This is a genomic window from Luteimonas deserti (assembly GCF_013425765.1).
GTDB classification, from domain to species: Bacteria; Pseudomonadota; Gammaproteobacteria; order Xanthomonadales; family Xanthomonadaceae; genus Luteimonas; species Luteimonas deserti.
Window position 1 is genome coordinate 20,620 of record NZ_JACCJZ010000001.1, and the last position, 26,303, is coordinate 46,922.

A 26,303-nucleotide genomic window follows, 5' to 3' on the forward strand; every position below is an offset into this window, starting at 1 on the left:
GGTCGCATACTGACGGCCCGCTCGCAGGAGTTCCGCCATGTCCGCCCCGCGCACCGCCTTCATCGCCGCCGCCCTGCTGTGCCTGTCCGCCTGCGCGACCACCGGCGATGGCGTCTGGCCCGAAGGGATTCCGGCCGACGCCGTCGAAACAACCCGCACCGAAGCGAACGGCGACCGCATCACGGAGTTCCGCGTGGCCGGGCAGCTGCGCGCGGTCCGGGTGACGCCGTCGCGCGGGCCGACCTACTACATCTACGACCGCGACGCCGACGGCAGCGTGGACCGCGATCGCGACAGCGTGCCGCAGACCTACTTCAAGCTCTTCGGCTGGTAGGCGCCGCCGGTGACGCGCGCCTTGCAGGTGGCGCTGGTGGGTTACGGGCTCGCGGGCCGCGTGTTCCATGCCCCGCTGATCGCGGCCGTCGACGGGCTGCAGCTGCGCACCGTGGTCTCCAGCGATCCCGGGCGCGTGCACGCCGACCTCCCGGAGGTCGCGGTGAGCGACGATCCGCACGCCGCCTTCGCCGATCCGGCGATCGACCTCGTCGTACTGGCCACGCCCAATGCCACGCATGCGTCCCTGGCGATCGCCGCGCTGCGCGCCGGACGTCACGTGGTGGTGGACAAGCCGCTGGCCGTCGACCTCGCCGAAGCCGACCTCGTGCTTGCTGCGGCCGGCCAGGCGGGACGCGTTCTCAGCGTATTCCACAACCGGCGCTGGGATGCCGACTTCCTCGCCCTCCGCGCCCTGGTCGAGGCCGGCACGCTGGGCACGCTGGCGGAGGTGCATTCGCACTTCGACCGGTTCCGGCCCGCGGTGCCGGACCGCTGGCGCGAGCGCGCGGGCGCCGGTGCGGGCCTCTGGCTGGATCTCGGCCCGCACCTGGTGGATCAGATGCTGCAGCTGTTCGGCCTGCCGGATGCGGTGCAGGCCGACATCGGCATGCAGCGCACCGGCGCCGAGGTCGACGACTGGTTCCATGTGGTCCTGCGTTTCGGACGCCTGCGCGCGGTGCTGCACGCCGGCGCGCTGGTGCCGGGGGCCGGCCTGCGCTTCGCGGTGCACGGCACCGGCGGCAGCTGGTTCAAGTCGGGACTCGACCCTCAAGAGGCCAGCCTGCGCGCGGGCAGCCGCCCCGGCGACCCCGGCTGGGGCGTGGACCCGGCCCCCGGCCACCTGCTGCAGGTGCACGCGGGCGGCGTGGTGGAGACACCCTCACCCGCCCCCACAGGCGACTGGCGACGCTATTACGCCGGGGTGCGCACGGCCCTGCTCGACGGCACGCCGCCGCCGGTAACCGCCGACGAAGCCCACGCGGTGATGCGCGTGCTGCAGGCCGGCATCGAGAGCGCGGCGACCGGCCGGGTGGTGCCGCTGCGCTGAGCGGCCCGCCGGCGGCGCCGCTGCCCCTGTCATTCCGCCAGCAGCTCCTCGACCAGCGTATCGGCGGCGTACACCGACTTCAGTGCCTCGACGATCGCTGCACTGTGCACCGAGACCGTACGGTTGAGGCGCGGGTCGTACCAGAAATTGCCGCCCAGCGAATGGATGTTGCCGTCGAAGGCCAGGCCGACCACGCGCGCGTCGCGATTGATCACCGGGCTGCCCGAATTGCCGCCGATGATGTCGTTGGTGCTGACGAAGTTGAAACGCGTCGTCTTGTCGACGGTGCCCTCGGCCTCGAGCCAGCGCGGGGTCAAGGCGTAGGGCTTGGCGCCCGTGGCCCGCGCGTACAGACCGCCGATCTCGGTGAAGGGCGGGATCTCGCGCCCGCCTTCCTGCCAGCCGGCGACGTCCCCGTAGGACAGGCGCAGGGTGAAGGTCGCATCGGGGTAGACCGTGGTGCCCAGGGTGTCGAACCGCGCCTTGGCGATCTGCTGCGCCGCGCGGGACTCGACCGCCGCGACTTCCGATTCCTGGCGCGCGCGCACCGCGCGGGCCGGTGCATCGATCGCGCGGGCCAGACGCAGCAGCGGGTCGTCGGACGCGGACACGGCCGCCGCCCCGCCCGCCCACAGGCGCTCGCGTTCGGCCACGTCGGCCAGGCGGGTGCCTTCGACCAGCGCCTTCGCCACCTGGGCGGGGGACCGTGCGCCGAGCACCTGCCCGACCACCGGATCGTCGGTGCCGAGCAGTTCGCGAAGCTTGGTGAGCGACCAGGTCAGCTTGGCGATCTCGAATTCCGGATACAGCGGTGCACTGCTCATCAGGGTCTGGCGCAGGCGCCCCTGGCCGGCGTCCTGGTACTCGGGCAGACGCGCATCGCTGGGCTTCGCACGCTCGTCGCCGGCACGCAGCAGCGTGCGCGCGATCGAGAACAGCCGGCTGTCGAAGCCGCGCCCCTGCTCCAGCAGCATGTAGGGCACGGCGAGCTCGCGCGCCAGCGGTTGCACCGCGGCGACCGCGTCCCAGGGCGCTGCATCGGCACGCGCACGCAAGCGCGCTTGTTCCTCGCGCTTGCCGGCGAATACCGCCGGATCGAGCAGCGCCTGCAGCTGCCCGCGCACGACCTTGTAGCTGTTGTCGGTGAAGGTGAGGTCCGACTGCGCCTGCCGCGCCGCTTCCGGGTCGCGGCGGCCGTATTCGCCGAGCATCGCGCGGCGCTCGGCCAGCCAGAGCAGGGTGTTGATCAGCGTCGCATCGCGCACGGTTTCCAGCTGCGCGACGGTGAGCTGACGCTGGGTGCGCCCCGGATGTCCGGTCACCATCACCAGTTCCCCGGGCTCGGCACCGGCCGGTTCGAGCCTGAAGTGGTTGGCGACCTGCGCCGGCTCGCCGTTCTCGTAGGCGCGCAGCAGCGCTGCGTCGAGGTTGTAGCGCGGAAAGTTGAAATTGTCCGGGTCGCCGCCGAAGAAGCCGATGTCGTATTCGGGCGTGAACACCATCCGCACATCGGAATAGCGGTGATAGCGGTACAGGTGCTGACGCCCGCCGTTGTACAGCTCGACCACGTCGCAGCGCGTGGTGGCCGCGGCGTCGCCGACGCACTCCGATTCGATCCGGCCCTTCTCGGCGTTGCGCGCCTCGATGAAGGCCTGGCCGCTGCGGCCATCGGTGGCGCCGGCGATGCGACCGGTGACGTCGGTGATCTCGCGCAGCACGTTGAGCTCTTCGGCCGGGCACTGGAGTTCCTCGCCCCGGGTGCGGGCCACGAAGCCGTCGTTCTGAAGATCCCGCTGCGCCGAAGACAATCCCTGGACGCATCCCACCACGCAGTGGGCATTGGTCAGCACCAGCCCGTCGGGCGACACGAACGAACCCGAGCATCCTCCCGCCAGGCGGACCGAGGCCTGCATCGCATGGTCCACCCAGGCCTGGTCCGGCGCGAACCCGTATTGCTGCTGCAGCGCCGTGCGCGGCAGGTTGTCGAGCGTCCACATGCCCTCGGCCGCATGTGCGGACGCCAGGCTGGCCAGGCCACCGCCCAGAGCGGCAGCGAGCATCGAAAGGCGCGCGTGACGCGCGAGAGGAAGGCGGAGCGACATGCGGACACCTCGTCAGGACCGGCCCCACGCCGGAAGCCCGACAGGGTAATCGGCGCCGCGCCGTCCGGCACGGGTGGAAGGTCACAGGGCGGGGCCGGCGCCGCATTCACGCCCAGCGGTTAGGATGATCCGCCCCTGGAGCGCCTTGCGAGGATCCGATGCCCGATTCAGAACGTCGACGCCTGCAGGCCCCGGACCCTGCCAGCCAGCGTACCGGCCTGACCCCGGCGCAGCACGCCGCCATCGCCACACTGGAACAGCTCGGCTGGTCGCTGCAGTTCGTGCGCCGACCGATGTTCCGGGACCCGGTGCCGGTGCTGTTCCAGAAGGGCGGCGAACGCTGGATCGCGGTCGAAGGCGACGGCCGCCTGGACGAGAACCCGGACTTCGCCATCCGCGAATGAATCCGCCGCCGCCGTGATGTGAATGCGCGTCGCCCTCACATCGCCCCGGCTAGGCTCGCGCGGAATCCACCGCCGGAGCTGTCCGATGTCCTCCTTCACCCTCTATCTCGTCGGCATGCTGATCCTCATCGGCGGCCTCGCCTACGGCGCCCACCTCGCCGGCCTTGCACCCCAGTGGATCGCGGTGGGCGTGGTGGTCCTCCTCGGCCTCGGGATCGTCAAGGCGGTGGCCCGCACCCGTCGGCCGGATCCGCCGGCGCACTGAGCACCCACGCGCGATGCGCGCCGGTCACCGGCCGGGCACTGCCCGGATCCGGACACGATGCCCCGATGACGTGTGCGGGTGAGGTGGTCTCCGTCGTCCCGTCGCGGTATGCCGGATGCACCCGCGACGGGCCCTCGCATCCGCGCGCAGACGGCGCGGCTCAGGCCGGCTGCAGGTTCGCGTAGGCCAGCACCAGCCATTTCGCACCGCCATCGTCGAAGTTGACCTGGACGCGCGCATGCGCGCCGTCGCCTTCGATGTCGATCACGGTGCCCGCCCCGAACTTGGCGTGGGTCACGTTCTGCCCCAGGCCCACCCCGACCGACGACGCGAGGCTGGCGTGGCCGTAGTCCGGCCGCTGGCGCTGCGGGAACGATGCACGGGCTGCGGGCGCCTTGGGGCGGATCTCGCGCAGCAGCGCCGGCGGAATCTCGCGCAGGAAGCGCGACGGTACGCTGAACATATCCTGGCCGTGCAGCCGGCGGGCCTCGGCATAGGTCAGCACCAGGGTCTGCCGTGCGCGGGTGATGCCCACGTAGGCGAGCCGCCGCTCCTCCTCCAGCCGCCCGCTTTCTTCCGCGGTACGCGCGCTGGGGAACAGGCCCTCTTCGAGCCCGACGAGGAACACCAGCGGAAACTCGAGCCCCTTGGCGCTGTGCAGCGTCATCAGCTGCACGCCATCCTCGCCGGCCTGGGCCTGGCCTTCGCCGGCTTCGAGCGAGGCGTAGGCGAGAAACGCCACGAGCTCGGTCAGCTGCGCACTCTCCTCGTCGTCGCCGCGCACGAAACGCGACGCCACCGACACCAGCTCGTCGAGGTTCTCCACCCGCGAATCGACGCTGCCCTTGGATTCGTTGGCGTAGTGCACCCGCAGATTGGAGCGGGCCAGCACGTGATCGATCTTGTCCTTGAGCGGCAACTCGGCCGTCTCGACGCCCAGTGCGTCGATCAGTTGCGCGAACGCCGCGAGCGCATTGCGGGCGCGGCCGGCGAGCGTGTCGCCCCGGGCGCTGCGGATCGCCGCTTCCCACAGCGGGATGCCGTGCTCGCGCGCGCTGCGGCGCACCTCGTCGAGCGTGCGCTCGCCGATTCCACGCGGCGGCGTATTGACCGCGCGCTCGAACGCCGCATCGTCGTCGCGGTTGGCCACCAGACGCAGATAGGCCAGCGTGTCCTTGATCTCCGCGCGCTCGAAGAAGCGGACGCCGCCGTAGACCCGGTACGGCACCTGCTCGGCGACCAGCTGTTCTTCCATCGCACGGGACTGGGCATTGCTGCGGTAGAGGATGGCGATGTCGCCGTGCGAGCCGCCGTCGCGCACCCACTGCAGCGCGCGCTCGACCACGTAGCGCGCTTCGTCGATCTCGTTGTAGGCCGCGTAGAGGTCGATCGGGTCACCCTCGCCGCTGTCGGTCCACAACTGCTTGCCGAGGCGCTCGGGATTGTGCGCGATCACCGCATTGGCGGCCCCGAGAATGTTCGCGCTGGACCGGTAGTTCTGCTCCAGACGGATGGTCTGGGCGCCGGGATAGTCGGTCAGAAAGCGTTGGACGTTCTCCACCTTCGCGCCGCGCCAGCCGTAGATCGCCTGGTCGTCGTCACCGACCACGAAGACCTTGCCACCGCCGCCGTCCGGCTCGACGCCCGCGAGAACGCGCACGAAGGCGTACTGGATCGCATTGGTGTCCTGGAACTCGTCGACCAGGAGGTGCCGGAACCGGTGGCGGTAATGCGCCAGCAGGGCCGGCGTGTCGCGCAGCAACTCGTGCGCGCGCAGCAGGATCTCGGCGAAATCCACCAGCCCGGCCCGATCGCAGCGCTCCTGGTACAGCGCGTAGGCCTTGATCATCGCGCTGGACCATTCGTCGCCGCCCTCCTGGATATGCTGCGGGCGACGTCCCTCGTCCTTCTGCGCGTTGATCCACCACGCGATCTGACGCGGCGGAAAACGCGCATCATCGAGTTCCAGCTGCTGCACGACGCGCTTGACCAGACGCAGCTGGTCGTCGCTGTCGAGGATCTGGAAGCCTTCCGGAAGCTTCGCGTCCTGCCAGTGCAGGCGCAGCAGCCGATGCGCAAGCCCGTGGAATGTGCCGATCCACGCCCCGCGCGCGCCATTGCGCAGCTGCGCGTCGACCCGGTGCCGCATTTCGGCGGCCGCCTTGTTGGTGAAGGTGACTGCGAAGATGCCGTGCGTCGGAACGCCGTACACCTCGTTGAGCCAGGCGATCCGGTGCGTGAGCACGCGGGTCTTGCCGCTTCCGGCGCCGGCCAGCACGAGATAGTGGGCATCGGGCGCGGACACGGCTTCGCGCTGGGCCGTGTTCAGGCCATCGAGCAAATGCGAGACATCCATCTGCGCATTCTACGCGCGGGGCTGTCTCGGCAGGTGCGACCCGCTCGCCTGCAGTCCGTATCGAGCATGGCCGCGGGAGAAATCCAATCGATCGCGGCGTACCTGTGATGGCGTGTCTCGTCCCGGACGTGCCCGCATGTCGTTGCTGCAACGCACCAGCTTCCCGCGCTCGAACCGCGTCGCGGGCGCATCCCCGCGCACTCGCGCTGAACGAGCCGGCCTGAAATTGACAGCGTTGTCAGACGCGATGTACAAGCCCTCGCTCATCGTCCTTAGAGACGACACGCCAATCCCCGGGAGAGATAGATGAAGTTTCAAGATCAGCCGCGCCACCTGTTGAGCCGCGCGATCGCCGCCGCCCTTGTTCTGGGTGCCATGCCGACGTTCGCGCAGAACGTGACGGCAAACGAATCGAGCGATGCGGCGCGGACCCTGGATGCGGTGATCGTGACCGTCGAGCGCCGCGAACAGGATCTGCAGAAGTACGCCGGCACCGCGCAGGCGATCACCGCCGAAGACGCGCGCGCCCTGGGCATCAACAACGAGTTGCGCAACATCCAGGCCCTGGTGCCGGGCCTGAGCATGGCCAACCAGGAAGGCAACCTTGAAATCTTCATTCGTGGGGTGGGCTCGGCCAACAACACCGAGCTGGGCGATCCGGGCGCCGCGCCGCACATCAACGGCGCCTACATCGCGCGGCCGCGCGGCCTCGGCGGCATGTTCTACGACATCGAACGCGTGGAGATCAACAAGGGTCCACAGGGCACGCTGCGCGGCCGCAATGCATTGGCCGGCTCGCTCAACATCGTCACCAAGCGCCCGGATCTGGAGCAGTTCGGTGGCTATGCGCAGGTCGAAGCCGGCAACCGCGACCATCGCGCCGGCGAGTTCGCGCTCAACCTGCCGCTCGGCGGCTGGGCCGCGCTGCGCTTCGCCGGGTATTCGGTGGAGAAGGACAGCTCGTTCCGCAATGCAGGCGATCTGCGCCTGGATCCGGCCGGCATCCAGGACGAAAAGGGCGGCCGCGTGTCGTTCCTCTACCAGCCCGACGACAAGCTCAGCGTGTTCGCGATGGCCGATATGGGCAAGGAAGGCGGCACCGGCTATCCGGGCGCGAACATCTGGAGCGCGGCCTGCGGCAGCGCCGATCCCGGGACCTGCCCCAACAGCCCCGGCCTGTCGCCCGAGGATCTGGACCTGCGCAACGTCGTCTACCGCGGCCGCCAAGGCACCCTCGACAGCACCAACTGGGGCGCGATGGCGAATGTGAGCTACGACTTCGGTCCGATCGTCGCTGAGTACAACACCAGCTACCGCGACGTGGACTACCGCCAGACCAACGCCGCCAGCGAAGGCATCCTGTGGCCGGGCCGCGACGTCAGCCCGCGCGGGCCGGGCAATCCGGACGGCTTCGACTACGACAACTTCTCCACCCAGTACTGGCAGACGCTGTCGCAGGCGACCACGCACGAGCTGCGTCTGTCCTCGTCCGGCGACGGCCCGTTCCAGTGGACCGGCGGCGCATTCCACTTCAACGAGGACCAGCAGGTCGGTTACCTGTCGCTGACCGACAAAGGCACCTGGTTCTCCGGCACCGAGTTCACGATGCCGCGCGTCAATGGCCGCTCCACCGCCCTGTTCGCCGACGGCACCTTCGAGGTCAATGATCGGACTCGCCTGAAAGCCGGCGTGCGTCGCACGCGCGAGGCCAAGTCGCGCTATGGCATCGGCGGCAACTGGGCGCTGGGCCTGCCGGGACAGGGCGGCGATTTCTCCACGCGCCTGGGCACCGAGGGCTTCGCACCGGCCTTCCTCAAGCGTCCGAACTTCGACGTGACCGGGCTGACTTCGCAGGCGGACATGGCGCGTTTCCTGCTGCAGGGCATTCTCCGCGAGGGCCAGCGCGACACGATCGGCCAGCAGATCGGCGACGTGGCCAACGGCGGCGCGTTCGGCTGTGTCGACCGGCCCGACATCGGCGGCGACACCATCGACTGCCCGTACCAGTCGTGGGTGCAGGTCAACTCGATCCCGTCCCAGCAGTTCGGCGAGAGCCGCTTCCAGTTCAACGACTGGCGCACCGGCGTGGAGTTCGATCTCACCGACGACCACATGCTCTACGCCACCGTCTCCACGGGTCACAAGTCGGGCGGTTTCAACGATACCTTCGACGTCAACGTGATCCCGGAGGCCTTCAGCCCCGAGTCGATCAAGGCCTACGAGATCGGCAGCAAGATGAGCCACCGGTGGTTCGGTCGGCCGGGCACGTTCAACGTCAGCGCGTTCTACTACGACTACACCGACCAGGTGTTCCAGGACCTGACGGTGATCTCGCTCAACAACGACGGTGAGCCGGCCGGGTACTCGCTGGTGAACCGCAACATCGGCCGCTCGGCGATCTACGGCATCGAGGCCGAAAGCGTCACGCGTTTCGGTGCAGGCTTCATGCTGCACCTCAACGCGCTCGCGCTCGACAGCGAGATCAAGGAAGGCACGGTCGGCGATGCGCGCAGCCAGAACTACGGCGCCGGCGGCGTGACGTCGCTGATCGACCTCACCGGCAACGAACTGCCGCTGGCGTCGCGCTTCACCGGCAACGTGCGCCTGCAGCAGTTCAGCGAACTGCCGTTCGGTTCGCTTGACTGGCAGCTGCTGGCGTCCTACCGCTCGGCGTACTACCTCACCCAGTACAACAACCGGGATGTGGTGTACGTGGACCAGGCCGGCGATTTCGTCCGCCAGGAAAGCGCGGCCGAGGCGGGCTTCCCGGATCGCCAGCGCGGCGAGGTGACGCTCAATGCCGGTATCGGGCTGACGTCGCTCGACGGCCGCTGGCGTTACGAGCTGTTCGGCAGCAACCTGCTCAACAACGACGTCTCGCAGAAGGCGCTGGTGGGATCGCGGCTCAACATCCGTTTCCTCAACGACGCGCGTGCCTACGGCATGCGGGTGCGCTACCAGTTCTGAGTCCCGGCGCCGCGGCGCCCATGCCGTTTTGCTACGCGCCATGACGTCCGCGCCGCCCTGTCCGGCGGCGCGGACGTCTCGTTCCGACACCGGGCCTGCGGGCCCGAGGAGCCTGCCGATGAACCACGCCCGCACCATGTCCAACCCCGCCGCTATCGCGGTGGTGAGCCTGATCTTCTTCACCTGGGGCGGCCTGACCAGCCTCAACGACGTGCTGATCCCGCATCTGAAAGCCGTGTTCTCGATGAGCTACACGCAGACGATGCTGATCCAGTTCACGTTCTTCGGCGCGTATTTCCTGATGTCGATGCCGGCCGGCGCCGTGGTCGCGCGGGTCGGCTACAAGGCCGGCATCGTGATCGGCCTGGTGATCGCGTCGATCGGCGCGGCGATGTTCTATCCCGCAGCGCGGCTGCCCTCGTATCCGGTCTTCCTGACCGCGCTGTTCGTGCTCGCCAGCGGCATTACCCTGCTGCAGGTGGCCGCCAATCCCTACATCAGCCTGCTGGGCGGGCCGGAGACCTCGCATAGCCGGCTCAACCTGGCGCAGGCGCTGAATTCGCTCGGCACCACGGTGTTCCCGCTGGTCATCGGCCCGTTGATCCTGGTGGGCGCTGTGCTCGGGGTGGACGAGATCGCGGCCATGGGCGCGGCCGAGCAGGCCGCCTACCGCGCCGCGGAAGCGCGTTCGGTCGAGATTCCCTACCTGCTGCTCGCTGCCGGCCTGCTGGTGCTCGCGGTGTTCGTGCTGCTGATGCGCATCCCCTCCCTGCGCGAGGCGACCGAAGCGGGTCCCTCGGTGCGCCACACCTACATGGAGGCGCTGCGTCAGCCGCACCTGCGCTGGGGCGTACTCGGGATCTTCTGCTACGTCGGCGCGGAGGTCGCGATCGGCAGCTTCCTGATCAACTACATGGCCGAGCCCGAGATCGGCGGCCTGAGCGAGGCCTCGGCCTCGCGTTTCCTGGCGTTCTACTGGGGTGGCGCGATGGTCGGCCGCTTCATCGGTGCCGCGCTGATGACCCGCATCGACGCGCGCAGGCTGCTCGCCTTCGCCGGTGCCATGGTCTGCGTGCTGCTCGTGGTCACGATGAGCACCACCGGCAGCGTCGCAATGTGGAGCGCGCTCGCGATCGGCCTGTTCAACTCGATCATGTTTCCCACCATCTTCACCACCGCCATCGAACGGCTCGGCACCCTGACCAGCAAGGCGTCGAGCCTGCTGGTGATGGGCATCGTCGGCGGGGCGCTGGTACCGCTGGCCCAGGGTGCGCTGGCCGATCGCATCGGCATCCAGCACGCGTTCGTCGTGCCGCTGGTCTGCTACGTCTACATCATCTGGTACGGCCTGCGCGGGGCGCGGCTGGGGGCGGGTCTTCCATTGCCGGCCACACCGTCCGCGACACGGCCGCCGGCCCTGCACTGACCGGGCGGCACGCGGTCAGCGCGGCACGAACGGAAGCGCATTGTGGGCATGGGTCGCCGCGATGGCGGCCTGGCCCACCGCCACCGCGATCTGGTTGAGACCGCTCGCCGCGTCACCGATGACGTACAGGCCCGGCACGCGTGTGCGCTGGTGGGCGTCCACCGGCACTTCGCCGGCGTCGCAGGCGCCCAGATCCGGGCCACCGAGCAGGCGGTTGCGTTCGTGGTGGCCGAGATAGGGATAGACCGTGTCGAAGGTGGCGGGCGCGTGTCCCGCCACCGCGTAGGCGCAGCGCGCGCCGTCGAAGCTCAGACGGCCGCCGGCCGGCAGCAGCTGCGCGCCGTGCGCCTGCGCCTCGGCGATCGCAGGGGACGCGAGGTCCTCGTCGGTCGCGATCATCGTGATGCGCTTGGAGAAAGTGCGCAGGAACAACGCGTGCCGGCCGAGTGCGGCGCCCGGCCCGTAGACCGCGATGTGCAGGTCACGCGCTTCGTACGCATCGCAGATGGCGCACAGGCGCAGCGCGCCGCAGGCCAATGCCGGCTCGGCCCACGGCACGTCGGGCAGGCGGTCGGACAGGCCGGTGGCCACGATCACCATGGCGGCCTGCCAGCGGTGCGCGCCGGCGCCGACCAGAAAGCCGTCTTCCCTCCGTTCGAGGCGATCGACGCAGGCATGGACGGTATCCACATCGAAACTCTCCGCCTGCGTGCGCATCCTCCCCAGCAGCGCGGTCCCCGACACGCCCTGCGGAAACCCCGGGCAGTTGTGGCTTTCGGGGATGTAGCGGGCCCGACTGTCGCCTGCGTCGATGACAACGCACCGCCGCAGGAACCGCCGGAGATAGGTGGCTGCGGTCAGGCCGGCAGGCCCGCCGCCGATGATCGCGACCTCGGTCGTTCCGTCCACACATGTCTCGCTGCTCGGGGTGGCGCAGGGTGCGCCGGCGGCGCGCCACGAGGATGTGTAGCCGCTGTCCGCGACGCGATACGACCCTGCAGATCGCGGTTGACAACGCTGTCAGGTTCGCCTCCAATGCAGCGGTCGCATGCCGTCCGCGCCTGGCGCGGCCTGCAGGACCAAACAATTCGAAGACACCATTTCGTGTGATCCCTTGGGAGGGGACGATCCATGAACCGACTGCGCGCTGTTCCGAAACAGCGGCTTCTGACCTCTGCATTGCTGCTGGCCATCGCCTCGCCGGCGATCGCCCAAGTCAACGAGCCATCCGCCCCGTCCGACGCCACCGACCTCGACGCCGTCGTCGTCACCGGCATTCGCGGCAGCCTCGAATCCTCGATGAACCTCAAGCGCGATGCCCGCGGCATCGTCGACGGCATCATCGCCGAGGACATCGGCAAGTTCCCCGACACCAACCTGGCCGAGTCGCTGCAGCGCATTTCCGGCGTCTCGATCGACCGCAGCGCGATCGGCGAGGGTTCGCGGGTCACCGTCCGTGGCGTCGGCCCCGATTTCAATCTCGTGCTGCTCAACGGCCGCCAGATGCCGGCCTCGAGCAACGGCGACGGCAGTACGGTGTCGAACTCGCGTGCTTTCGACTTCGCCAATCTCGCGTCGGAGGCCATCTCGGCCGTCGAGGTCTACAAGAGCGGGCGCGCCGAAACCCCGACCGGTGGCATCGGTGCGACGATCAACATCAAGACCGCGCGCCCACTCGAGAATCCGGGATTCCGGGCCAACCTCGGCATCAAGGGCGTGCACGACACTTCGCTGGACAATCTGCCGGACCAGTTCAAGGGCAGCTCGGTCACACCTGAGGTCTCGGGCATCTTCAGCACGACCACCGCCGACGGCCGGTTCGGTATCGCGGTGACCGGCAGCTACCAGGAACGCGATCTCGGCTACAACCAGGTCTCGGTACCGGGCGGCTGGCGCGGGTTCCGCGGTGACGAGGAGAACTGGGGCGCCATCCCGCAACCGGGGACCCCGGGGTCGGAGAACATCGTCAACCGGCCCGGCCCGGGCGACGTGTATTCGGTGCCGCAGAACCTCAACTACGCGGTCACCGGGGTGCAGCGCCAGCGCACCAATGGCCAGGTCGTCCTGCAGTGGGCACCGACCGACACGCTGACCACGACGCTCGACTACACCTATTCCGAGAACAAGATCCAGCAGCAGCGCAACGACATGTCGGTGTGGTTCAACTACGGCCCGTCGTCGTCCTCCTGGACCGACGGTCCGGTGGCCGCGCCGCTGCTCTATTCGGAGGCGCTGACCTTCAACGACCAAGGCCAGCCCAACTACACCGACCTGTCCATGGGCGGTGCCGACTTCGCCAATCGCAACGAGAACAAGTCGCTCGGCTTCAATGTCGAGTGGGAGGCGACCGATCGCCTCGGATTCGAGCTGGACGTGCACAAGTCCACCGCGGAAACCAGCCCGGACAGCCCCTACGGCTCCGGCGGCGTCCTCGGCGCGGCCGCGTTCATCCGTGGCCGGACCACCGCGGATTTCAGCGGTGACTTCCCGATCCTCACCGTCGAGTATCCGCCGGGCTACACCGCGCCGCGTCCCTCGGACATGCTGGTGACCGGCTCGGTGTTCCACCGCAGCTACATGAAGTCGGAGATCGAGCAGGTCCAGGCCCGCGGCAACTTCCGCTTCGGCGACTATTCGCGCCTGGACTTCGGCGTGGCCGCCACCGAGGCCGACAACCGCACCGCCTATGGCAACGTGCAGCGCGACACCTGGGGCGGTACCGGCGCTGCCGGTGACTATGCCGACGACCTGTGGCGGCCCGCCAACATGGGGCGCTATTTCAACCAGTTCGCCGGCCACGACAACCCGGCCTTCACCGACGCGTTCTTCCTGTTCGACTTCAACGACGTACGCAACGCCGCCGTGCGCGTGTTAGGCGACGAGGCGGCGTATCTCGCACCAGCCGAGTACACCACCGATCGCCGCGTGACCGAGAAGTCACGCAGCGCCTATCTGCAGGTCAGCTCGACCTTCGACATCGGCATTCCGTTGAACGCTGCTGCAGGCGTCCGGTATGAAGAAACCGATGTGACCTCGTCGGCGTTGGTGCCTGTGGCCACCGCGCTCGTCTGGGGAGCGAACAACGAGATCGGGATCACGCGTGAAGGCTCCGACTTCACCACGCTCACCGGTGAATACGCGCACTGGCTGCCGAGCATCGATGTCAGCGCCGAATTTACCGACAGTCTGATCCTCCGCAGCAGCTACAGCCGCACCATCGGCCGGCCCGGCTGGGGCGACATCCAGGGGGGCCAGACGCTCAACGCACCGGTGCGCGTGGACGGCGGCACCGGCCAGCAGGGCAATCCGGGACTGCTGCCGCTCAAGGCCCACAACTTCGACCTGTCGCTCGAGTGGTATTACGCCGAGGCGAGCTACTTCTCGGTCGGCTATTTCCAGAAGAACATCGGCAACTACATCGGCACGTCCATCATCCAGGCGACGCCGTTCGACCTGAGGACGCCGATCGGCGGTGCCTACTGGAACGCGGCGGTGGCCAATGCCTGCGCGACGGCCGACCTGACCTGCATCCGCAACTACATCTTCACCAATTTCAATGGCCAGCCGGGTGTGGTCCGCGGAGACAACGACTCCAACGGAAACGCCACCGGCACCATCACCGGCCAACCGAACGATCCCATCGCGGAGTTCCGCATCACCACGCCGGCGAACACGGGGTCCTCGAAGCTCGACGGTCTTGAGCTGAACCTGCAGCACGTCTTCGGGCAGAGCGGATTCGGCCTGGCGGCCAACTACACCTACGTCGACAGCCCCGACCTGAACTACGACAACAGTGATCTGGGCGGCCAGTTCGCCCTGGTCGGCCTCAGCGATTCGGCCAATCTGGTGCTGTTCTACGACAAGGGCCCGTGGCAGGCGCGTGCGGCCTACAACTGGCGCGACAAGTTCCTCTCCAGCGGATTCGACAGCGAACGACCGAATCCGGTGTACGTGGAGGAGTACGGCCAGCTCGACGTCAGCGTGGGGTACCGGGTCAGCGACAACCTGACGCTGCAGGCCGAGGCGATCAACGTCACCGACGAGACCCAGCGCTCGCACGGTCGCAATGCGCGCCAGCTGCTCTACGGCACCCAGACCGGGCCGCGTTACATGTTCGGGCTGCGCTACACGTTCTGAGCCTGCCCGGCGCCACGGCATTTGCCGTGGCGCCGCGTTCGGGCATGCTGCCGGACCGCACCGCGGAGCATTTTCCGTTGAGCTCTCCCCTCCGCCACGTCGTCGTCGTCGGCGGCGGCTCTGCAGGGTGGCTGACTGCAGCGCTGCTCGCGGCCGACCACGACAGCGCCTCGCCCGACGGCCTGCGCGTCACGCTGATCGAATCACCGGACGTCCCCACGATCGGCGTGGGCGAAGGCACCTGGCCGACGATGCGCGACACGCTGCGCCGGATCGGCGTGCGCGAGACCGACTTCGTGCGCGAGTGCGACGCCACGTTCAAGCAGGGCTCGAAGTTCGTGCGCTGGTCGAGGGACCACGCCGACGATGTCTACCACCACCCGTTCGTGCTGCCCCACGGCTTCCACGAGGGCGACGTCGTGGCCGCGTGGATGCGGCACCCGGAGGCCGCCTTCGACCGTCTGGTGAGCATCCAGCCGCATCTGTGCGACGCCGGGCGCGCACCCAAGCAATTGCACACGCCCGAATACGCGGCGGTGGCCAACTACGCCTATCACCTCGATGCGGCGCGCCTCGGGCTGTTCCTGCGCCGGCATGCCACCGTGCGGCTCGGCGTCCGGCATGTCGCCGATCACGTCGAGGGCATCGACACGCGCGAATGCGGCGACATCGCCGGCGTGCGCACCCGCGGACACGGCCTGATCGAGGGCGACCTGTTCGTGGACTGCACCGGCATGCGGTCGCTGCTGCTCGGCCAGCATTTCGGCATCGAGCGCACGTCCTGCCGTGACGTCCTCTTCAACGATCGCGCGCTGGCCCTGCAGGTCCGGTATCCCGCCAGCGACACGCCGATCGCCTGCCAGACCGTGTCCACGGCGCAGGCCAACGGCTGGATCTGGGACATCGGGCTGTCCGCACGCCGCGGCGTCGGACACGTCTACTCGAGCGCACACACCGACCCCGACGCCGTCGAGGCCGTCCTCCGGCGCTACGTCGACGCCACGGGCGGGGCCGGCTGCGAGGTGATCGCACAGCAGTCACTGGCGTTCGAGCCGGGCTATCGTCGGCGCAGCTGGCACCGCAACTGCGTGGCGATCGGCCTGTCGAGCGGGTTCGTCGAGCCCCTCGAGGCCTCGTCCCTCGTCCTCGTGGAGCTGGCCGCCACCATGCTCAGCGACCAACTGCCCGCTACCCGCCCCGATGTCGACATCGTCGCCGCCCGCTTCAACGATACGTTCGCGTATCGCTGGGCGCGGGTGGTCGAGTTCCTCAAGCTGCATTACGTGCTGTCGACACGCGACGACAGCGACTACTGGCGGGACCATCGCGACCCCGCCAGCGCGCCCGCGAGGCTCGGCGAGCTGCTGGCCCTGTGGCGTCACCAGCCGCCGTCGCGCTACGACCTGCCCCGGCTGGACGAAGTGTTTCCGGCGGCCAGCTACCAGTACATTCTCTACGGCATGGGATTCCGCCCGCAGCGGCCCGCCCGCCGTGTCCCGACGGGGCCTGCGGACCGGGCGGAACAGGCCTTCCGCGACGGGGCCGCACTGACCCGCCGGATGCTTCCCGCGCTGCCGGGCCACCGCGAGCTGATCGACCATATCCACACCCGGGGCATGTCCCCCGTCTAGCGAGATCCGATGTCCAGGAACGTGCAACTCAACAACGTCGACCATCGGGAATTGCGCGTCGATCCCGGCCATGGGGCGGCGCTCGGCGATGCGGTGATGTGGGCGCTCACGTTTCCGGCGGAGTTCCGCAACGTGCAGGCCAACTATCCCATCGTCTTCGGCAAGTCGGCCGACGGTGCGTTCCAGCCATTGGCGCTGTTCGGATTCACCGAAGGACAGAACCTGTTCCTCGATGGCGACCGTTGGGACGCCACCTACGTGCCGTTGATGATCCAGCGCCAGCCCTTCCTCATCGGCCGCGCCGGCGACGAGATGCAAGTGCACATCGATCTCGACCATCCCCGCGTCCGCAGCGGCCGGGGTGAGCCGCTGTTCCTGCCGCACGGGGAAACCAGCGAATACCTCGAACGCGCCAGCGCGATCCTGCACGCCCTGCACCAGGGCCTGGCCGGGACCGCACCCTTGGTGCAGGCCCTGCTGCATCACGACCTGCTGGAACCGTTCGTGCTCGACGTGCAGCTCGACGACGGCTCCGACAACAGGCTTTCGGGCTACTACACGATCAACGAGGATCGCCTGCGTCTTCTCGACGGCGACGCCTATGCTGCGCTCGGGACAGCGGGCCATCTGGAAGCGGTGTACATGATGATGGCGTCGGTGGCGCGCTTTCGCGACCTGATCGACCGGGTGAACCGTGCCGCCGCTGCAGGTCGATAAGCGCATCGCCGAATGCGGCGGACTGCGCCCGGACACGATTCCGGACGCCGTGCTGCGTTCGACCACCCCGCTCGTGCTGCGCGGACTGCTCGCCGACTGGCCCGTCGTGCACGCCGCGCGGCAGTCCGGCCCGGCCGCCGCCGCCTACCTGCAGCGGTTCGAACGGCGGGGCGGGCCTCCGGTGGTGGCGACCGTGGGGCCACCCGGGATCGACGGGCGATTCTTCTATAACGACGATTTCAGTGGTTTCAACTTCCGCCGCGAGAACGTGCCACTCGGTGTCGCGCTCAACACCTTGGTGAAATACATCACGGACCCGGCACCGCCGGCGATCTACATCGGCTCGACGACCATCGACACCTGGCTGCCGGGCTTCCGCGCCGAGAACGACGTGGATCTCGGCGGACGCGATGCGCTGGCCAGCATCTGGATCGGCAACCGGACCCGCATCGCCGCCCACCAGGACCTTCCGGACAATCTGGCCTGTGTCGTGGCGGGCCGGCGCCGCGCCACGCTGTTTCCGCCGCAGCAGCTCGAGAACCTCTACATCGGTCCGCTGGATCCGACGCCCGCCGGACAGGCGGTGAGCCTGGTGGACTTCGCCGAGGTCGACCATGCGAAGTTCCCGCGGTTCGCCCAGGCCGAGGCGCACGCCCAGGTGGCCGAGCTGGAGCCCGGCGATGCACTGCTGATTCCCAGCATGTGGTGGCATCACATGGAGGCGCTGACGCCATTCAACGTGCTGGTGAACTACTGGTGGCGGCAGGCCCCGGCCTGGGCGAACACGCCGATGGACACGCTGATGTCGGCCATCTTGAGCATCCGCGACCTGCCGGCAGGCGAACGCGAGATCTGGCGCGACGTCTTCCGCCACTACATCTTCGACTACGACGAGCAGGCCGTCGCGGGGCACATCCCCACCGCTGCGCGCGGCGCACTGGCGCCGCTCGACGCGACACACGCGCAGGCACTCCGCACCCGCCTGCTCAAACGCCTGAACCGCTAGGAGAGTCCAAATGCACGCAACCGCAGCTTCTGCGCAGGCGCCGATCCGCCGTGTCGTCATCGCGGGAGGCGGCACGGCAGGCTGGATGGCGGCTGCGGCGCTGTCGCGCACGCTCGGCAAGGTCCTCGACGTCACACTGGTGGAGTCGGACGAGATCGGGACCATCGGGGTCGGCGAGGCCACGATTCCGACGCTGATGACCTTCCATCGTCTGCTCGGCATCGGCGAGCAGGCGTTCATGGCGCAGACCCAGGGCACCATCAAGCTGGGGATCAACTTCGAGAGCTGGCGCGATGTCGGCCGGGACTATTTCCATTCGTTCGGCCTGACCGGAACCGACCACTGGACCGCGGGGTTCCAGCACTTCTGGATGCGCGGACGCGAGCGCGGCCTGGCGGGCGCCTACGACGACTACTGCCTTGAGCTGAAGGCCGCGATGCACGGGCGTTTCGCCCATCTGCCCAAGCGCAAGCTCAACTACGCCTATCACCTGGACGCGTCACTGTATGCGCGCTTCCTGCGACGCTTCAGCGAGGACAATGGCGCCCGCCGTGTCGAGGGCACGATCGAGGACGTGCTGACCGATCCGGCGACCGGCTTCATCACCGGGCTCCAGCTCGGCAACGGAACGCGCGTCGACGGGGATTTCTTCATCGACTGCACGGGGTTCCGCGCCCTGCTGATCGAGAAGACCCTCGGAGTCGGCTTCGAGGACTGGTCGCACTGGCTGTTCAACGACCGCGCCTTCGCCGTGCCGACCGCCACCGTGCGCGACGCGGTGCCGTACACGCGCTCGATCGCTGGCGATGCGGGCTGGCAATGGCGGATTCCGTTGCAGCATCGCGTGGGCAACGGCATCGTGTATTCGAGCCGCTACATCGAAGACGACCAGGCACGCGACACGCTGCTGTCGAGCATCGAAGGCGCGCCGCTGCGCGAGCCCTTCCCGGTGCGGTTCCGGCCCGGACAGCGCGAGCGCTGCTGGGAACGCAACTGCGTCGCCCTCGGCCTGTCGGCGAGCTTCATCGAACCGCTGGAGTCGACCACGATCCACCTGATCCAGCGCGGCATCATCCACCTGATGCAGACGTTTCCGCGGACCCTGTCGCAGCCCGACATCGACCAGTACAACATGCGCATGGCCGACGAACTGCAGCACGCGCGCGACTTCGTGATCCTCCACTTCAAGGTCACCGATCGCCAGGACACGCCGTATTGGCGCGACTGCCGCGCGATGGCGATCCCCGACTCGCTGCGGCACCGCATCGACCTGTTCCGGGAAACCGGGCGGGTGTTCCACGTCCCCACCGAGCTCTTCGCGGAAAACTCCTGGATCCAGGTGATGATGGGACAAGGCATCCATCCGCTGCAGTACCACCGGTCCGCGGATCTGATGGGGGACACGGAGCTCAAGGGCTTTCTGGACGGGATCAGCGGGGACGTCGAACGCACGCTGCGGCAGCTGCCGCCGCATATGGACTACGTGCGCAGCTACGCGCCCGCGGCAGTCTCCTGATCGGCGGTTCGACAGGATCGCCGACTGCAGCGAGATGGAGACCAGGCCGCTGCATGGCGAAGGTCGGGGCCGGCTGACGATTGCTGGCAGTGACCGCGTGCCCGTGTCGATCCGGGGCGGTCCTCCGTGCGCACGATCGGCCTCCGCTGTGCACGGCTGCGCATGTCGCGCGCCAGTACGCAAGGCACCATGTCGGGTCGCGCGATCAGGTGCCGGGGGCCGGGCCCGTCGAGCGACGCACCTGCAGCGCATAGGGAAGTTCGAGCGTCTCACCTGCGCCGCGGTCGCGGATCGCCTTGAGCAACTCCAGTCCGGCCAGACGTCCCATCTCCCGGCTGGGCTGGCGCACCGTGGTCAGCGAGGGATAGATGTGGCGGGCGATGGGCATGTCGTCGAACCCGCAGACCGAGACGTCCCTGGGCACCGACAGACCACGCTCGCAGATCGCGCAGATCGCGCCTGCGGCCATGTCGTCGTTGGCGGCGAACACGGCGGTCGGCGGCTCGGGCAGATCGAGCAGGGTATTGGTCGCGTCGAATCCGGATTCGTAGAAGAACTTGCCGGCCACGACCAGCCCGGTGTCGTAGGGCAACCCCGCCTGCCTGAGCCCGTCGCGGTAGCCGGCCAGGCGCCAGACACTCGCGCCGTGGGCCGGATGCCCCTTGATGTGCGCGATACGGCGGTGCCCGAGTGCCGCGAGATGCAGCACCACGTCGCGCGCCGCGCTGCGTTCGTCGACCACCGTGCCGATGCGCCGGTTGCGCTCCTGCGCCGAGACGCTGGCATACGGGATGTCCATCGCCTCCAGCCGTGCCAGCAGCTTCACGTCGTCGGTGATCGGCGGCGTCAGCACCACGCCGTCGAGCTGGGACTGCACGATCAAGGTCTCGACCTTGGCCACGATGTCGCTGGCGGTGTAGTCGACCGGTGCGAGCATCAGGTTGTAGTGCTGGGACTGGCAGGCATCGAGAACGCCCAGCTCGACCTCCATCAGGTAGTTGCTGGAGGGATTGTCATAGAGCAACGCGATCAGATACGACCGGCGTCCCGCGAGCAGACGCGCCGAGGCCAGCGGCCGGTACTGGAGCTTCTCCACCGCGGCCTCCACCGCGAGCCGCGTGCGCTCCGACACGTTCGGCTCATGGTTGAGCACACGCGAAACGGTCTTCATCGACACGCCCGCCGCTTCTGCGACATCCTCGATCCGCACCCGCATGCTGTTCATTCCGCCCATCCCGGTTCCGTCCCCGATTCTGCCAGACGCGTTGCTGCATGCTGTGCGGACACGTTTCCGTGCGGATTCCCGCGATGACGCTGCGCAGCAAGCGCGCACGTCCGTCCGGCGGTATGCTGCCCCACGTCTGACAACGCTGTCATCGCTTCGTGCGATGCGCATCCCGACCCGCACGGCGCCCTCCGCCGCTCAGTTCCGGAGCTTTTCGATGATCGATCCGTTTCTCCCCGTCCGGCGCAGCACGCGTCGTCCACTTCTGTCCGTGGCCATCGTGGCGCTGTTGCTCGGTGCGTCCGGTTGCGCACGCGACGATGCCGACGCGGCAACCGCCCCCCCCGCGTCGGCGGCCGGAACCGACATCAACGCGATCGATGCCACCCAGTGGCCGGACCCCGCCTGGCCGTTCCCCGAGGATCCGGCGCTCGAAGCCCGCATCGACGAATTGCTGGCGACGATGAGCGTCGAGGAGAAGGTCGGCCAGATCGTGCAGGGCGACATTGCGGACGTCACGCCCGAGGACGTGCGCAAGTACCGCCTGGGTTCGATCCTCGCCGGCGGCAACTCCGATCCGGGTGGCCGCTACGATGCCTCGCCCGCGGAATGGCTGGCGTTGTCGGATGCGTTCTGGGAAGCGTCGATGGACACCTCGGGCGGCGGCAAGGCCATCCCGGTGATCTTCGGCATCGATGCCGTGCACGGCCAGAGCAACATCGTCGGCGCGACCCTGTTTCCGCACAACATCGGCCTGGGCGCGACGCGCAATGCCGAACTGATGCGTGAGATCGGCCGCGTGACCGCGATCGAGACCCGCGTGACCGGCATGGAATGGGCCTTCGCGCCGACCGTCGCCGTGCCGCAGGACGACCGCTGGGGCCGCACCTACGAGGGCTATTCCGAATCGCCGGATGTGGTCGCCGCGTTCGCACCGGCCGTGGTCGAAGGCATGCAGGGCAAGGCGGGCGCGCCGGATTTCCTCAACGACCACCACGTGATGGTGTCGGTGAAGCACTACCTCGGCGACGGCGGCACGGTCGGCGGCAAGGACCAGGGCGACACCCAGGTCACCGAAGCGCAGCTGCGCGACATCCACAACGCGGGCTATCCGCCGGCGATCGCCGCGGGCGCGCAGGCGGTGATGGCCTCGTTCAACAGCATCCACGGCCAGCGCATGCACGGGCACAAGGCCCTGCTGACCGACGTGCTCAAGGGCCGCATGAACTTTGGCGGCTTCATCGTCGGCGACTGGAACGGCCACGGCCAGTTGCCGGGCTGCACGACCACCGATTGCGCGGCGACTTTCAACGCCGGTCTCGACATGGCGATGGCGCCCGACAGCTGGCGGGGCCTGTTTGATAGCACGGTCAAGCACGTGCAGTCGGGTGAGATTCCGATGGAACGCCTCGACGATGCCGTGCGTCGCATCCTGCGGGTGAAATTCCGCATGGGCCTGTTCGACGCGCCCAGGCCGTCGGCGCGTGCGCTCGGCGGCAAGTTCGAACTGCTCGGCGCACCGGAACACCGCGAAGTCGCGCGCCGCGCGGTGCGTGAATCACTGGTGCTGCTGAAGAACCAGGACGGCATCCTGCCGCTGGCCGCGAACCAGAACGTGCTGGTGGCCGGTGACGGCGCCGACGACATGGGCAAGCAGTCCGGCGGCTGGACGCTGAACTGGCAGGGCACCGGCACCAAGCGCGCCGACTACCCCAACGGCGACACCATCTGGGACGGCATCCGCGCCCAGGTCACGGCCGCGGGCGGCACCGCGCAACTCGCCGTCGATGGCCGCTACCGGCAGAAGCCGGACGTGGCGATCGTCGTGTTCGGCGAGGATCCGTATGCCGAATTCCTTGGCGACCTGCCGAACCTGCTGTACAAGCCCGGCGACGATGCCGACCTGGAACTCGTCAAGCGCCTGCGCGCCGAGGGCATTCCGGTGGTGTCGGTCTTCATCAGCGGCCGTCCGCTGTGGGTCAACCGCGAGATCAACGCCTCCAACGCCTTCGTCGCCGCCTGGCTCCCGGGCTCGGAAGGTGCGGGCATCGCCGACGTGCTGCTGCGCGGCGCCGATGGCCAGCCGCAGCACGATTTCAAGGGCAAGCTGAGCTTCTCGTGGCCGCGCCGCGCCGACCAGTACGTCAACAACGTCGGCATGGACGGCTACGACCCGCTGTTCGCCTTCGGCCACGGCCTGACCTACGCCGATGCCGGCAACCTCGACGCCCTGCCGGAAGACGCCGGCGTCAGTGCAGAGGACGGCCAGGACGCGGGCTATTTCGCCAAGGGCGTGCCCGGCCCCGGCATCCGCCTCGTCGTCACCGGCGCCGACGGGCGCGGTGCCGATGTGCTGCATCCGCGCGTCGTCACGCCGGACGGCACGCTGAGCCTCGCCGCGGTCGACTACCAGACCCAGGAAGGTGGGCGCCTGCTGACCTGGACCGGCGATGCCACCGCCGAGCTGCTGTCGCACTCGCCGGCCGACCTGAGCCGCGAGACCAACGGCGATTCGCTGCTGCTGGTCACCCTGCGTGTCGACGCTGTCCCCGCGACTGGCGACGTCATGCTGTCGGCCGGCTGCGGCGACGACTGCACAGGTGCGCTGCCGGTGCGCGAATGGCTGGCGACGCTGCCGCGCAACGAGTGGGTGACCGCCGGCATTCCCCTCAAGTGCCTGACCGCCGCAGGCCTCGACGCGACGCGCGTCAGCACGCCGTTCGCACTCCGCGCGCCGGCCGGCCTGACCCTGGGCCTGGCCGAGGTCCGCATCGGTACCGACGCCACGCACAGGCTCGATTGCAAGACGCAGTAAGGGTCTGCCCACGGCCGCGTCCACAGGATGCGGCTCACGGGCTCCGGCTTCGCACCGGAGCCCGGATCGAACGCAACGCCGCCCTCGAGGCGGCGTTGCCGTTCCAGGGTGAGCGCGGTCTTCACCACCGCAACGCAGCGTGCGCCACGTATCCACGTCGCCCTACGGCCGCGCGCCTAGACTCGATGCACCTGTCCCGCGGAGCGTCCTTCCCATGATCGACCTGCACTACTGGCCCACCCCCAACGGCCACAAGGTCACCCTGTTCCTCGAAGAAGCCGGCCTGGACTACACGATCCACCCCGTCAACATCGGCAAGGGCGACCAGTTCAAGCCGGAGTACCTCGCGTTCTCGCCGAACAACAAGATGCCGGCGATCGTCGACCACGCACCCGCCGACGGCGGCGCTCCGCAGGCCGTGTTCGAATCCGGCGCGATCCTGCTGTATCTGGCGGAGAAGTCCGGGCAGTTCCTGTCGACCGATCCGCGCGTGCGCGTCGAGACGCTGGAATGGCTGTTCTGGCAGATGGCCGGCCTCGGCCCGATGACCGGCCAGTACGGCCACTTCAACGTCTACGCGCCGGAGAAGATTCCGTATGCGATCGAGCGCTACACCAACGAAGCCAATCGTCTGCTGCAGGTGCTCGACACGCGTCTGAAGGGGCGCGATTTCATCGCCGGCGATGCGTACTCGATCGCCGACATGGCGACGTATCCGTGGATCGGTGTCTACGACAAGGCGCCAATCGACATGATCCCGTACCCGGAGGTCCAGCGCTGGCACGCGGCGATCAAGGCGCGTCCTGCGACGGAGCGCGCGTATGCAAAGGCGAAGGACGTGAATCCCGATGCCGGCAAGGCGATGAGTGACGAGGAAAAGAAGCTGCTGTTCGGCCAGGGGCGCCGCTGAAGCACGCACGGTTCGGCGGTCCGCACCGCCAGGCATCGTTACCTGGCGTCGCAGGCTCGTTGGGTTCGAAACGCCTGCTGCAACCATCCGTCCTACGCCACGTTGTCGGCAGCGCAGGCCGGACATTGCAGCGCCCGCTGAGCTTGCGCTACCGACTCACGGCAGAGTTGCCCGCCACTCGCGCTGCAGGCGAGTGCACCGCAATCCGACGCGTCCGAGGGGCCGGACGCGGATCCGGATCATCCGCGAGCGGCCGCCTGGATCCAATCCGGTACCACCACCCGATCGGGTGCCTCGGGGGCCTGGGGCTGTTGTTGCGCCAGACGCTGTCGTCCCTGTTCGAGGAAGGCCTCTCCTCGCGACGACTGCGCGAACACGAGCGTGATCTCCCGTGCGGACGCCGAATCCCCTGCGGACACAGCCCCGAACAACCGGTTGAGAAACGGATCGTCAAACTGGCTTCCCGCAGTGGCGCGCGACGCGGAGCCCGCATCGTGCGGCCGGGCCGCAGATGTACGCTCGCCTGCGCTGCGATCGCGGTTGATTGGATACCGATCGAGATCGATCTGTCCGGCGTTGAAGCGCGCTTCGGTGAACTCGGTCGCCTGCTCGGGATAGCGCGTCCGCAGATGATCGATCAGGACCGTTCGCGCCGGCGCGAGCGACTCCGAGATCGATCGCACAGCGCCATACTCATGAACGATGTCTGGATAGTCACGATTCGCCTGGGCGATACGATTGGGACGCGCCTGCTGACCGTCGATGCTCACGCCGAATCCGCGCTCCACACGGTCGATCTCCGCGCGATAGGTGCGGTACATCGCATAGACCTCGGCCGCTTCCTCTACCGAGACGTTTGCACGGTCGTCGTAGAGTCCGAAGACCTCCGACTCGGCGAAGCGCCGTTTGCGAAGCCCGCCTTCCATGTCCTCGCGCGAGCCCCAGCAGTTGTAGCGCAGTTGGTACCAGGCCTCGTACCTGTTCCCTTCCCCGATGGCGTCGAAAACAGGATGACCGCGCATCGCCCCGACCCCGCGGTTATAGCTGACCGACACGAGGGCTACGCGCTCATGCGACAAGGGCAGACCTGCACGCTCTGCATGCACCTCGTATTCCTGGATCGAGGCGCGAAACAGCCGGTCCGACTCCGCCTCGTTCACTGCCCTGTCGAAGCCCAGACCGATGCGCGTCTTGTCCCTGGGCGGCGCTCGGTCCACGCGTTCGAGTGTCTCGCGCTGCGCGGTCGACAACTCGAGACCGGACCGTGTCCAGATCTCGACATTGTTGTTGCGGTTGAGCGTATAGCCCCAGCCGATGGTCGCACGCCCATCACCGACGTCTTGCACCTGGGCGTGCAGCCCCTCGGTGCCGACGACCACGGTTCGGAGGCGCTGGTCGTACTGTCGCTGCTCCAGTTCGCGGACATCCATGTCGAACGCTCC

18 protein-coding genes are annotated in these 26,303 nt (G+C 68.4%); 13 read left to right on the forward strand and 5 right to left on the reverse strand.

Features of this window, described 5'->3' with window-relative positions; genetic code table 11:
- Positions 1 to 37 precede the first annotated feature (37 nt).
- Complete coding sequence (locus H0E82_RS00075; RefSeq protein WP_180542934.1) at positions 38 to 334, forward strand: DUF2782 domain-containing protein; 297 nt, start codon at positions 38 to 40, stop codon at positions 332 to 334.
- Between the two features lie 9 nt (positions 335 to 343).
- A complete protein-coding gene (locus tag H0E82_RS00080) occupies positions 344 to 1,384 on the forward strand; it encodes an oxidoreductase (protein WP_180542935.1) in 1,041 nt (346 codons plus the stop codon).
- A 29-nt stretch (positions 1,385 to 1,413) separates the two neighbouring features.
- Here the strand turns inward: H0E82_RS00080 and H0E82_RS00085 are convergent, their stop codons facing one another.
- Positions 1,414 to 3,486: a S46 family peptidase gene (locus tag H0E82_RS00085; protein ID WP_219338333.1), complete on the reverse strand. Its 2,073-nt coding sequence runs from the start codon at positions 3,484 to 3,486 to the stop codon at positions 1,414 to 1,416.
- 158 nt (positions 3,487 to 3,644) lie between these two features.
- Between H0E82_RS00085 and H0E82_RS00090 the strand changes: the two genes are divergently transcribed.
- Complete coding sequence (locus H0E82_RS00090) at positions 3,645 to 3,890, forward strand: hypothetical protein (RefSeq protein ID WP_180542936.1); 246 nt, start codon at positions 3,645 to 3,647, stop codon at positions 3,888 to 3,890.
- 85 nt (positions 3,891 to 3,975) lie between these two features.
- The gene (locus tag H0E82_RS00095; RefSeq protein ID WP_180542937.1) at positions 3,976 to 4,155 is read left to right on the forward strand and encodes a hypothetical protein; all 180 of its coding nucleotides are present in this window, start codon (positions 3,976 to 3,978) and stop codon (positions 4,153 to 4,155) included.
- Positions 4,156 to 4,315: 160 nt separating this feature from the next.
- Here H0E82_RS00095 and uvrD read toward each other — a convergent pair whose 3' ends face one another.
- Entirely contained in the window at positions 4,316 to 6,511 is a 2,196-nt protein-coding gene (gene uvrD / locus H0E82_RS00100; RefSeq protein ID WP_180542938.1) for a DNA helicase II, read from the reverse strand.
- A 306-nt stretch (positions 6,512 to 6,817) separates the two neighbouring features.
- On the opposite strand from uvrD, the gene H0E82_RS00105 reads away from it, so the two are divergent.
- The gene (locus tag H0E82_RS00105; protein WP_180542939.1) at positions 6,818 to 9,478 is read left to right on the forward strand and encodes a TonB-dependent receptor; all 2,661 of its coding nucleotides are present in this window, start codon (positions 6,818 to 6,820) and stop codon (positions 9,476 to 9,478) included.
- 118 nt (positions 9,479 to 9,596) lie between these two features.
- Complete coding sequence (locus H0E82_RS00110) at positions 9,597 to 10,904, forward strand: sugar MFS transporter (protein ID WP_180542940.1); 1,308 nt, start codon at positions 9,597 to 9,599, stop codon at positions 10,902 to 10,904.
- A gap of 15 nt (positions 10,905 to 10,919) precedes the next feature.
- Here the strand turns inward: H0E82_RS00110 and H0E82_RS00115 are convergent, their stop codons facing one another.
- A complete protein-coding gene (locus tag H0E82_RS00115; protein ID WP_180542941.1) occupies positions 10,920 to 11,813 on the reverse strand; it encodes an NAD(P)/FAD-dependent oxidoreductase in 894 nt (297 codons plus the stop codon).
- 222 nt (positions 11,814 to 12,035) lie between these two features.
- On the opposite strand from H0E82_RS00115, the gene H0E82_RS00120 reads away from it, so the two are divergent.
- The 5 genes from H0E82_RS00120 (at position 12,036) to H0E82_RS00140 (ending at position 19,911) form a co-directional block, all read left to right on the forward strand.
- Positions 12,036 to 15,041 carry a TonB-dependent receptor gene (locus H0E82_RS00120; RefSeq protein ID WP_180542942.1) on the forward strand — a complete coding sequence of 1,002 codons (3,006 nt, stop codon included), beginning with the start codon at positions 12,036 to 12,038 and terminating at the stop codon, positions 15,039 to 15,041.
- 77 nt (positions 15,042 to 15,118) lie between these two features.
- On the forward strand, positions 15,119 to 16,672 hold the full coding sequence (locus H0E82_RS00125) for a tryptophan halogenase family protein (protein ID WP_180542943.1): 1,554 nt from the start codon (positions 15,119 to 15,121) through the stop codon (positions 16,670 to 16,672).
- 9 nt (positions 16,673 to 16,681) lie between these two features.
- Positions 16,682 to 17,389: a SapC family protein gene (locus tag H0E82_RS00130; protein WP_180542944.1), complete on the forward strand. Its 708-nt coding sequence runs from the start codon at positions 16,682 to 16,684 to the stop codon at positions 17,387 to 17,389.
- Positions 17,376 to 18,395: a cupin-like domain-containing protein gene (locus H0E82_RS00135; protein ID WP_180543008.1), complete on the forward strand. Its 1,020-nt coding sequence runs from the start codon at positions 17,376 to 17,378 to the stop codon at positions 18,393 to 18,395. The genes H0E82_RS00130 and H0E82_RS00135 overlap by 14 nt, the downstream gene beginning before the upstream one ends.
- Before the next feature lie 10 nt (positions 18,396 to 18,405).
- Positions 18,406 to 19,911: a tryptophan halogenase family protein gene (locus H0E82_RS00140; RefSeq protein WP_180542945.1), complete on the forward strand. Its 1,506-nt coding sequence runs from the start codon at positions 18,406 to 18,408 to the stop codon at positions 19,909 to 19,911.
- A gap of 205 nt (positions 19,912 to 20,116) precedes the next feature.
- Here H0E82_RS00140 and H0E82_RS00145 read toward each other — a convergent pair whose 3' ends face one another.
- The gene (locus tag H0E82_RS00145) at positions 20,117 to 21,136 is read right to left on the reverse strand and encodes a LacI family DNA-binding transcriptional regulator (protein WP_328796915.1); all 1,020 of its coding nucleotides are present in this window, start codon (positions 21,134 to 21,136) and stop codon (positions 20,117 to 20,119) included.
- A gap of 217 nt (positions 21,137 to 21,353) precedes the next feature.
- On the opposite strand from H0E82_RS00145, the gene H0E82_RS00150 reads away from it, so the two are divergent.
- A complete protein-coding gene (locus H0E82_RS00150; protein WP_180542946.1) occupies positions 21,354 to 23,951 on the forward strand; it encodes a glycoside hydrolase family 3 protein in 2,598 nt (865 codons plus the stop codon).
- 214 nt (positions 23,952 to 24,165) lie between these two features.
- On the forward strand, positions 24,166 to 24,861 hold the full coding sequence (locus H0E82_RS00155; RefSeq protein WP_180542947.1) for a glutathione binding-like protein: 696 nt from the start codon (positions 24,166 to 24,168) through the stop codon (positions 24,859 to 24,861).
- A 239-nt stretch (positions 24,862 to 25,100) separates the two neighbouring features.
- On the opposite strand, the gene H0E82_RS00160 is transcribed toward H0E82_RS00155, so the two are convergent.
- Positions 25,101 to 26,291 carry a glycoside hydrolase family protein gene (locus tag H0E82_RS00160; RefSeq protein ID WP_180542948.1) on the reverse strand — a complete coding sequence of 397 codons (1,191 nt, stop codon included), beginning with the start codon at positions 26,289 to 26,291 and terminating at the stop codon, positions 25,101 to 25,103.
- Positions 26,292 to 26,303: the final 12 nt, after the last annotated feature.

Coding starts and splice junctions, on each gene's coding strand:
- H0E82_RS00090 (WP_180542936.1), top strand. CDS start 3,645: ATGCCCGATTCAGAACGTCGACGCCTGCAGGCCCCGGACCCTGCCAGC.
- H0E82_RS00155 (WP_180542947.1), top strand. CDS start 24,166: ATGATCGACCTGCACTACTGGCCCACCCCCAACGGCCACAAGGTCACC.
- H0E82_RS00075 (WP_180542934.1), top strand. CDS start 38: ATGTCCGCCCCGCGCACCGCCTTCATCGCCGCCGCCCTGCTGTGCCTG.
- H0E82_RS00085 (WP_219338333.1), bottom strand. CDS start 3,486: ATGTCGCTCCGCCTTCCTCTCGCGCGTCACGCGCGCCTTTCGATGCTC.
- H0E82_RS00110 (WP_180542940.1), top strand. CDS start 9,597: ATGAACCACGCCCGCACCATGTCCAACCCCGCCGCTATCGCGGTGGTG.
- H0E82_RS00130 (WP_180542944.1), top strand. CDS start 16,682: ATGTCCAGGAACGTGCAACTCAACAACGTCGACCATCGGGAATTGCGC.
- H0E82_RS00105 (WP_180542939.1), top strand. CDS start 6,818: ATGAAGTTTCAAGATCAGCCGCGCCACCTGTTGAGCCGCGCGATCGCC.
- H0E82_RS00150 (WP_180542946.1), top strand. CDS start 21,354: ATGATCGATCCGTTTCTCCCCGTCCGGCGCAGCACGCGTCGTCCACTT.
- H0E82_RS00120 (WP_180542942.1), top strand. CDS start 12,036: ATGAACCGACTGCGCGCTGTTCCGAAACAGCGGCTTCTGACCTCTGCA.
- H0E82_RS00160 (WP_180542948.1), bottom strand. CDS start 26,291: ATGGATGTCCGCGAACTGGAGCAGCGACAGTACGACCAGCGCCTCCGA.
- H0E82_RS00145 (WP_328796915.1), bottom strand. CDS start 21,136: ATGAACAGCATGCGGGTGCGGATCGAGGATGTCGCAGAAGCGGCGGGC.
- H0E82_RS00095 (WP_180542937.1), top strand. CDS start 3,976: ATGTCCTCCTTCACCCTCTATCTCGTCGGCATGCTGATCCTCATCGGC.
- H0E82_RS00140 (WP_180542945.1), top strand. CDS start 18,406: ATGCACGCAACCGCAGCTTCTGCGCAGGCGCCGATCCGCCGTGTCGTC.
- uvrD (WP_180542938.1), bottom strand. CDS start 6,511: ATGGATGTCTCGCATTTGCTCGATGGCCTGAACACGGCCCAGCGCGAA.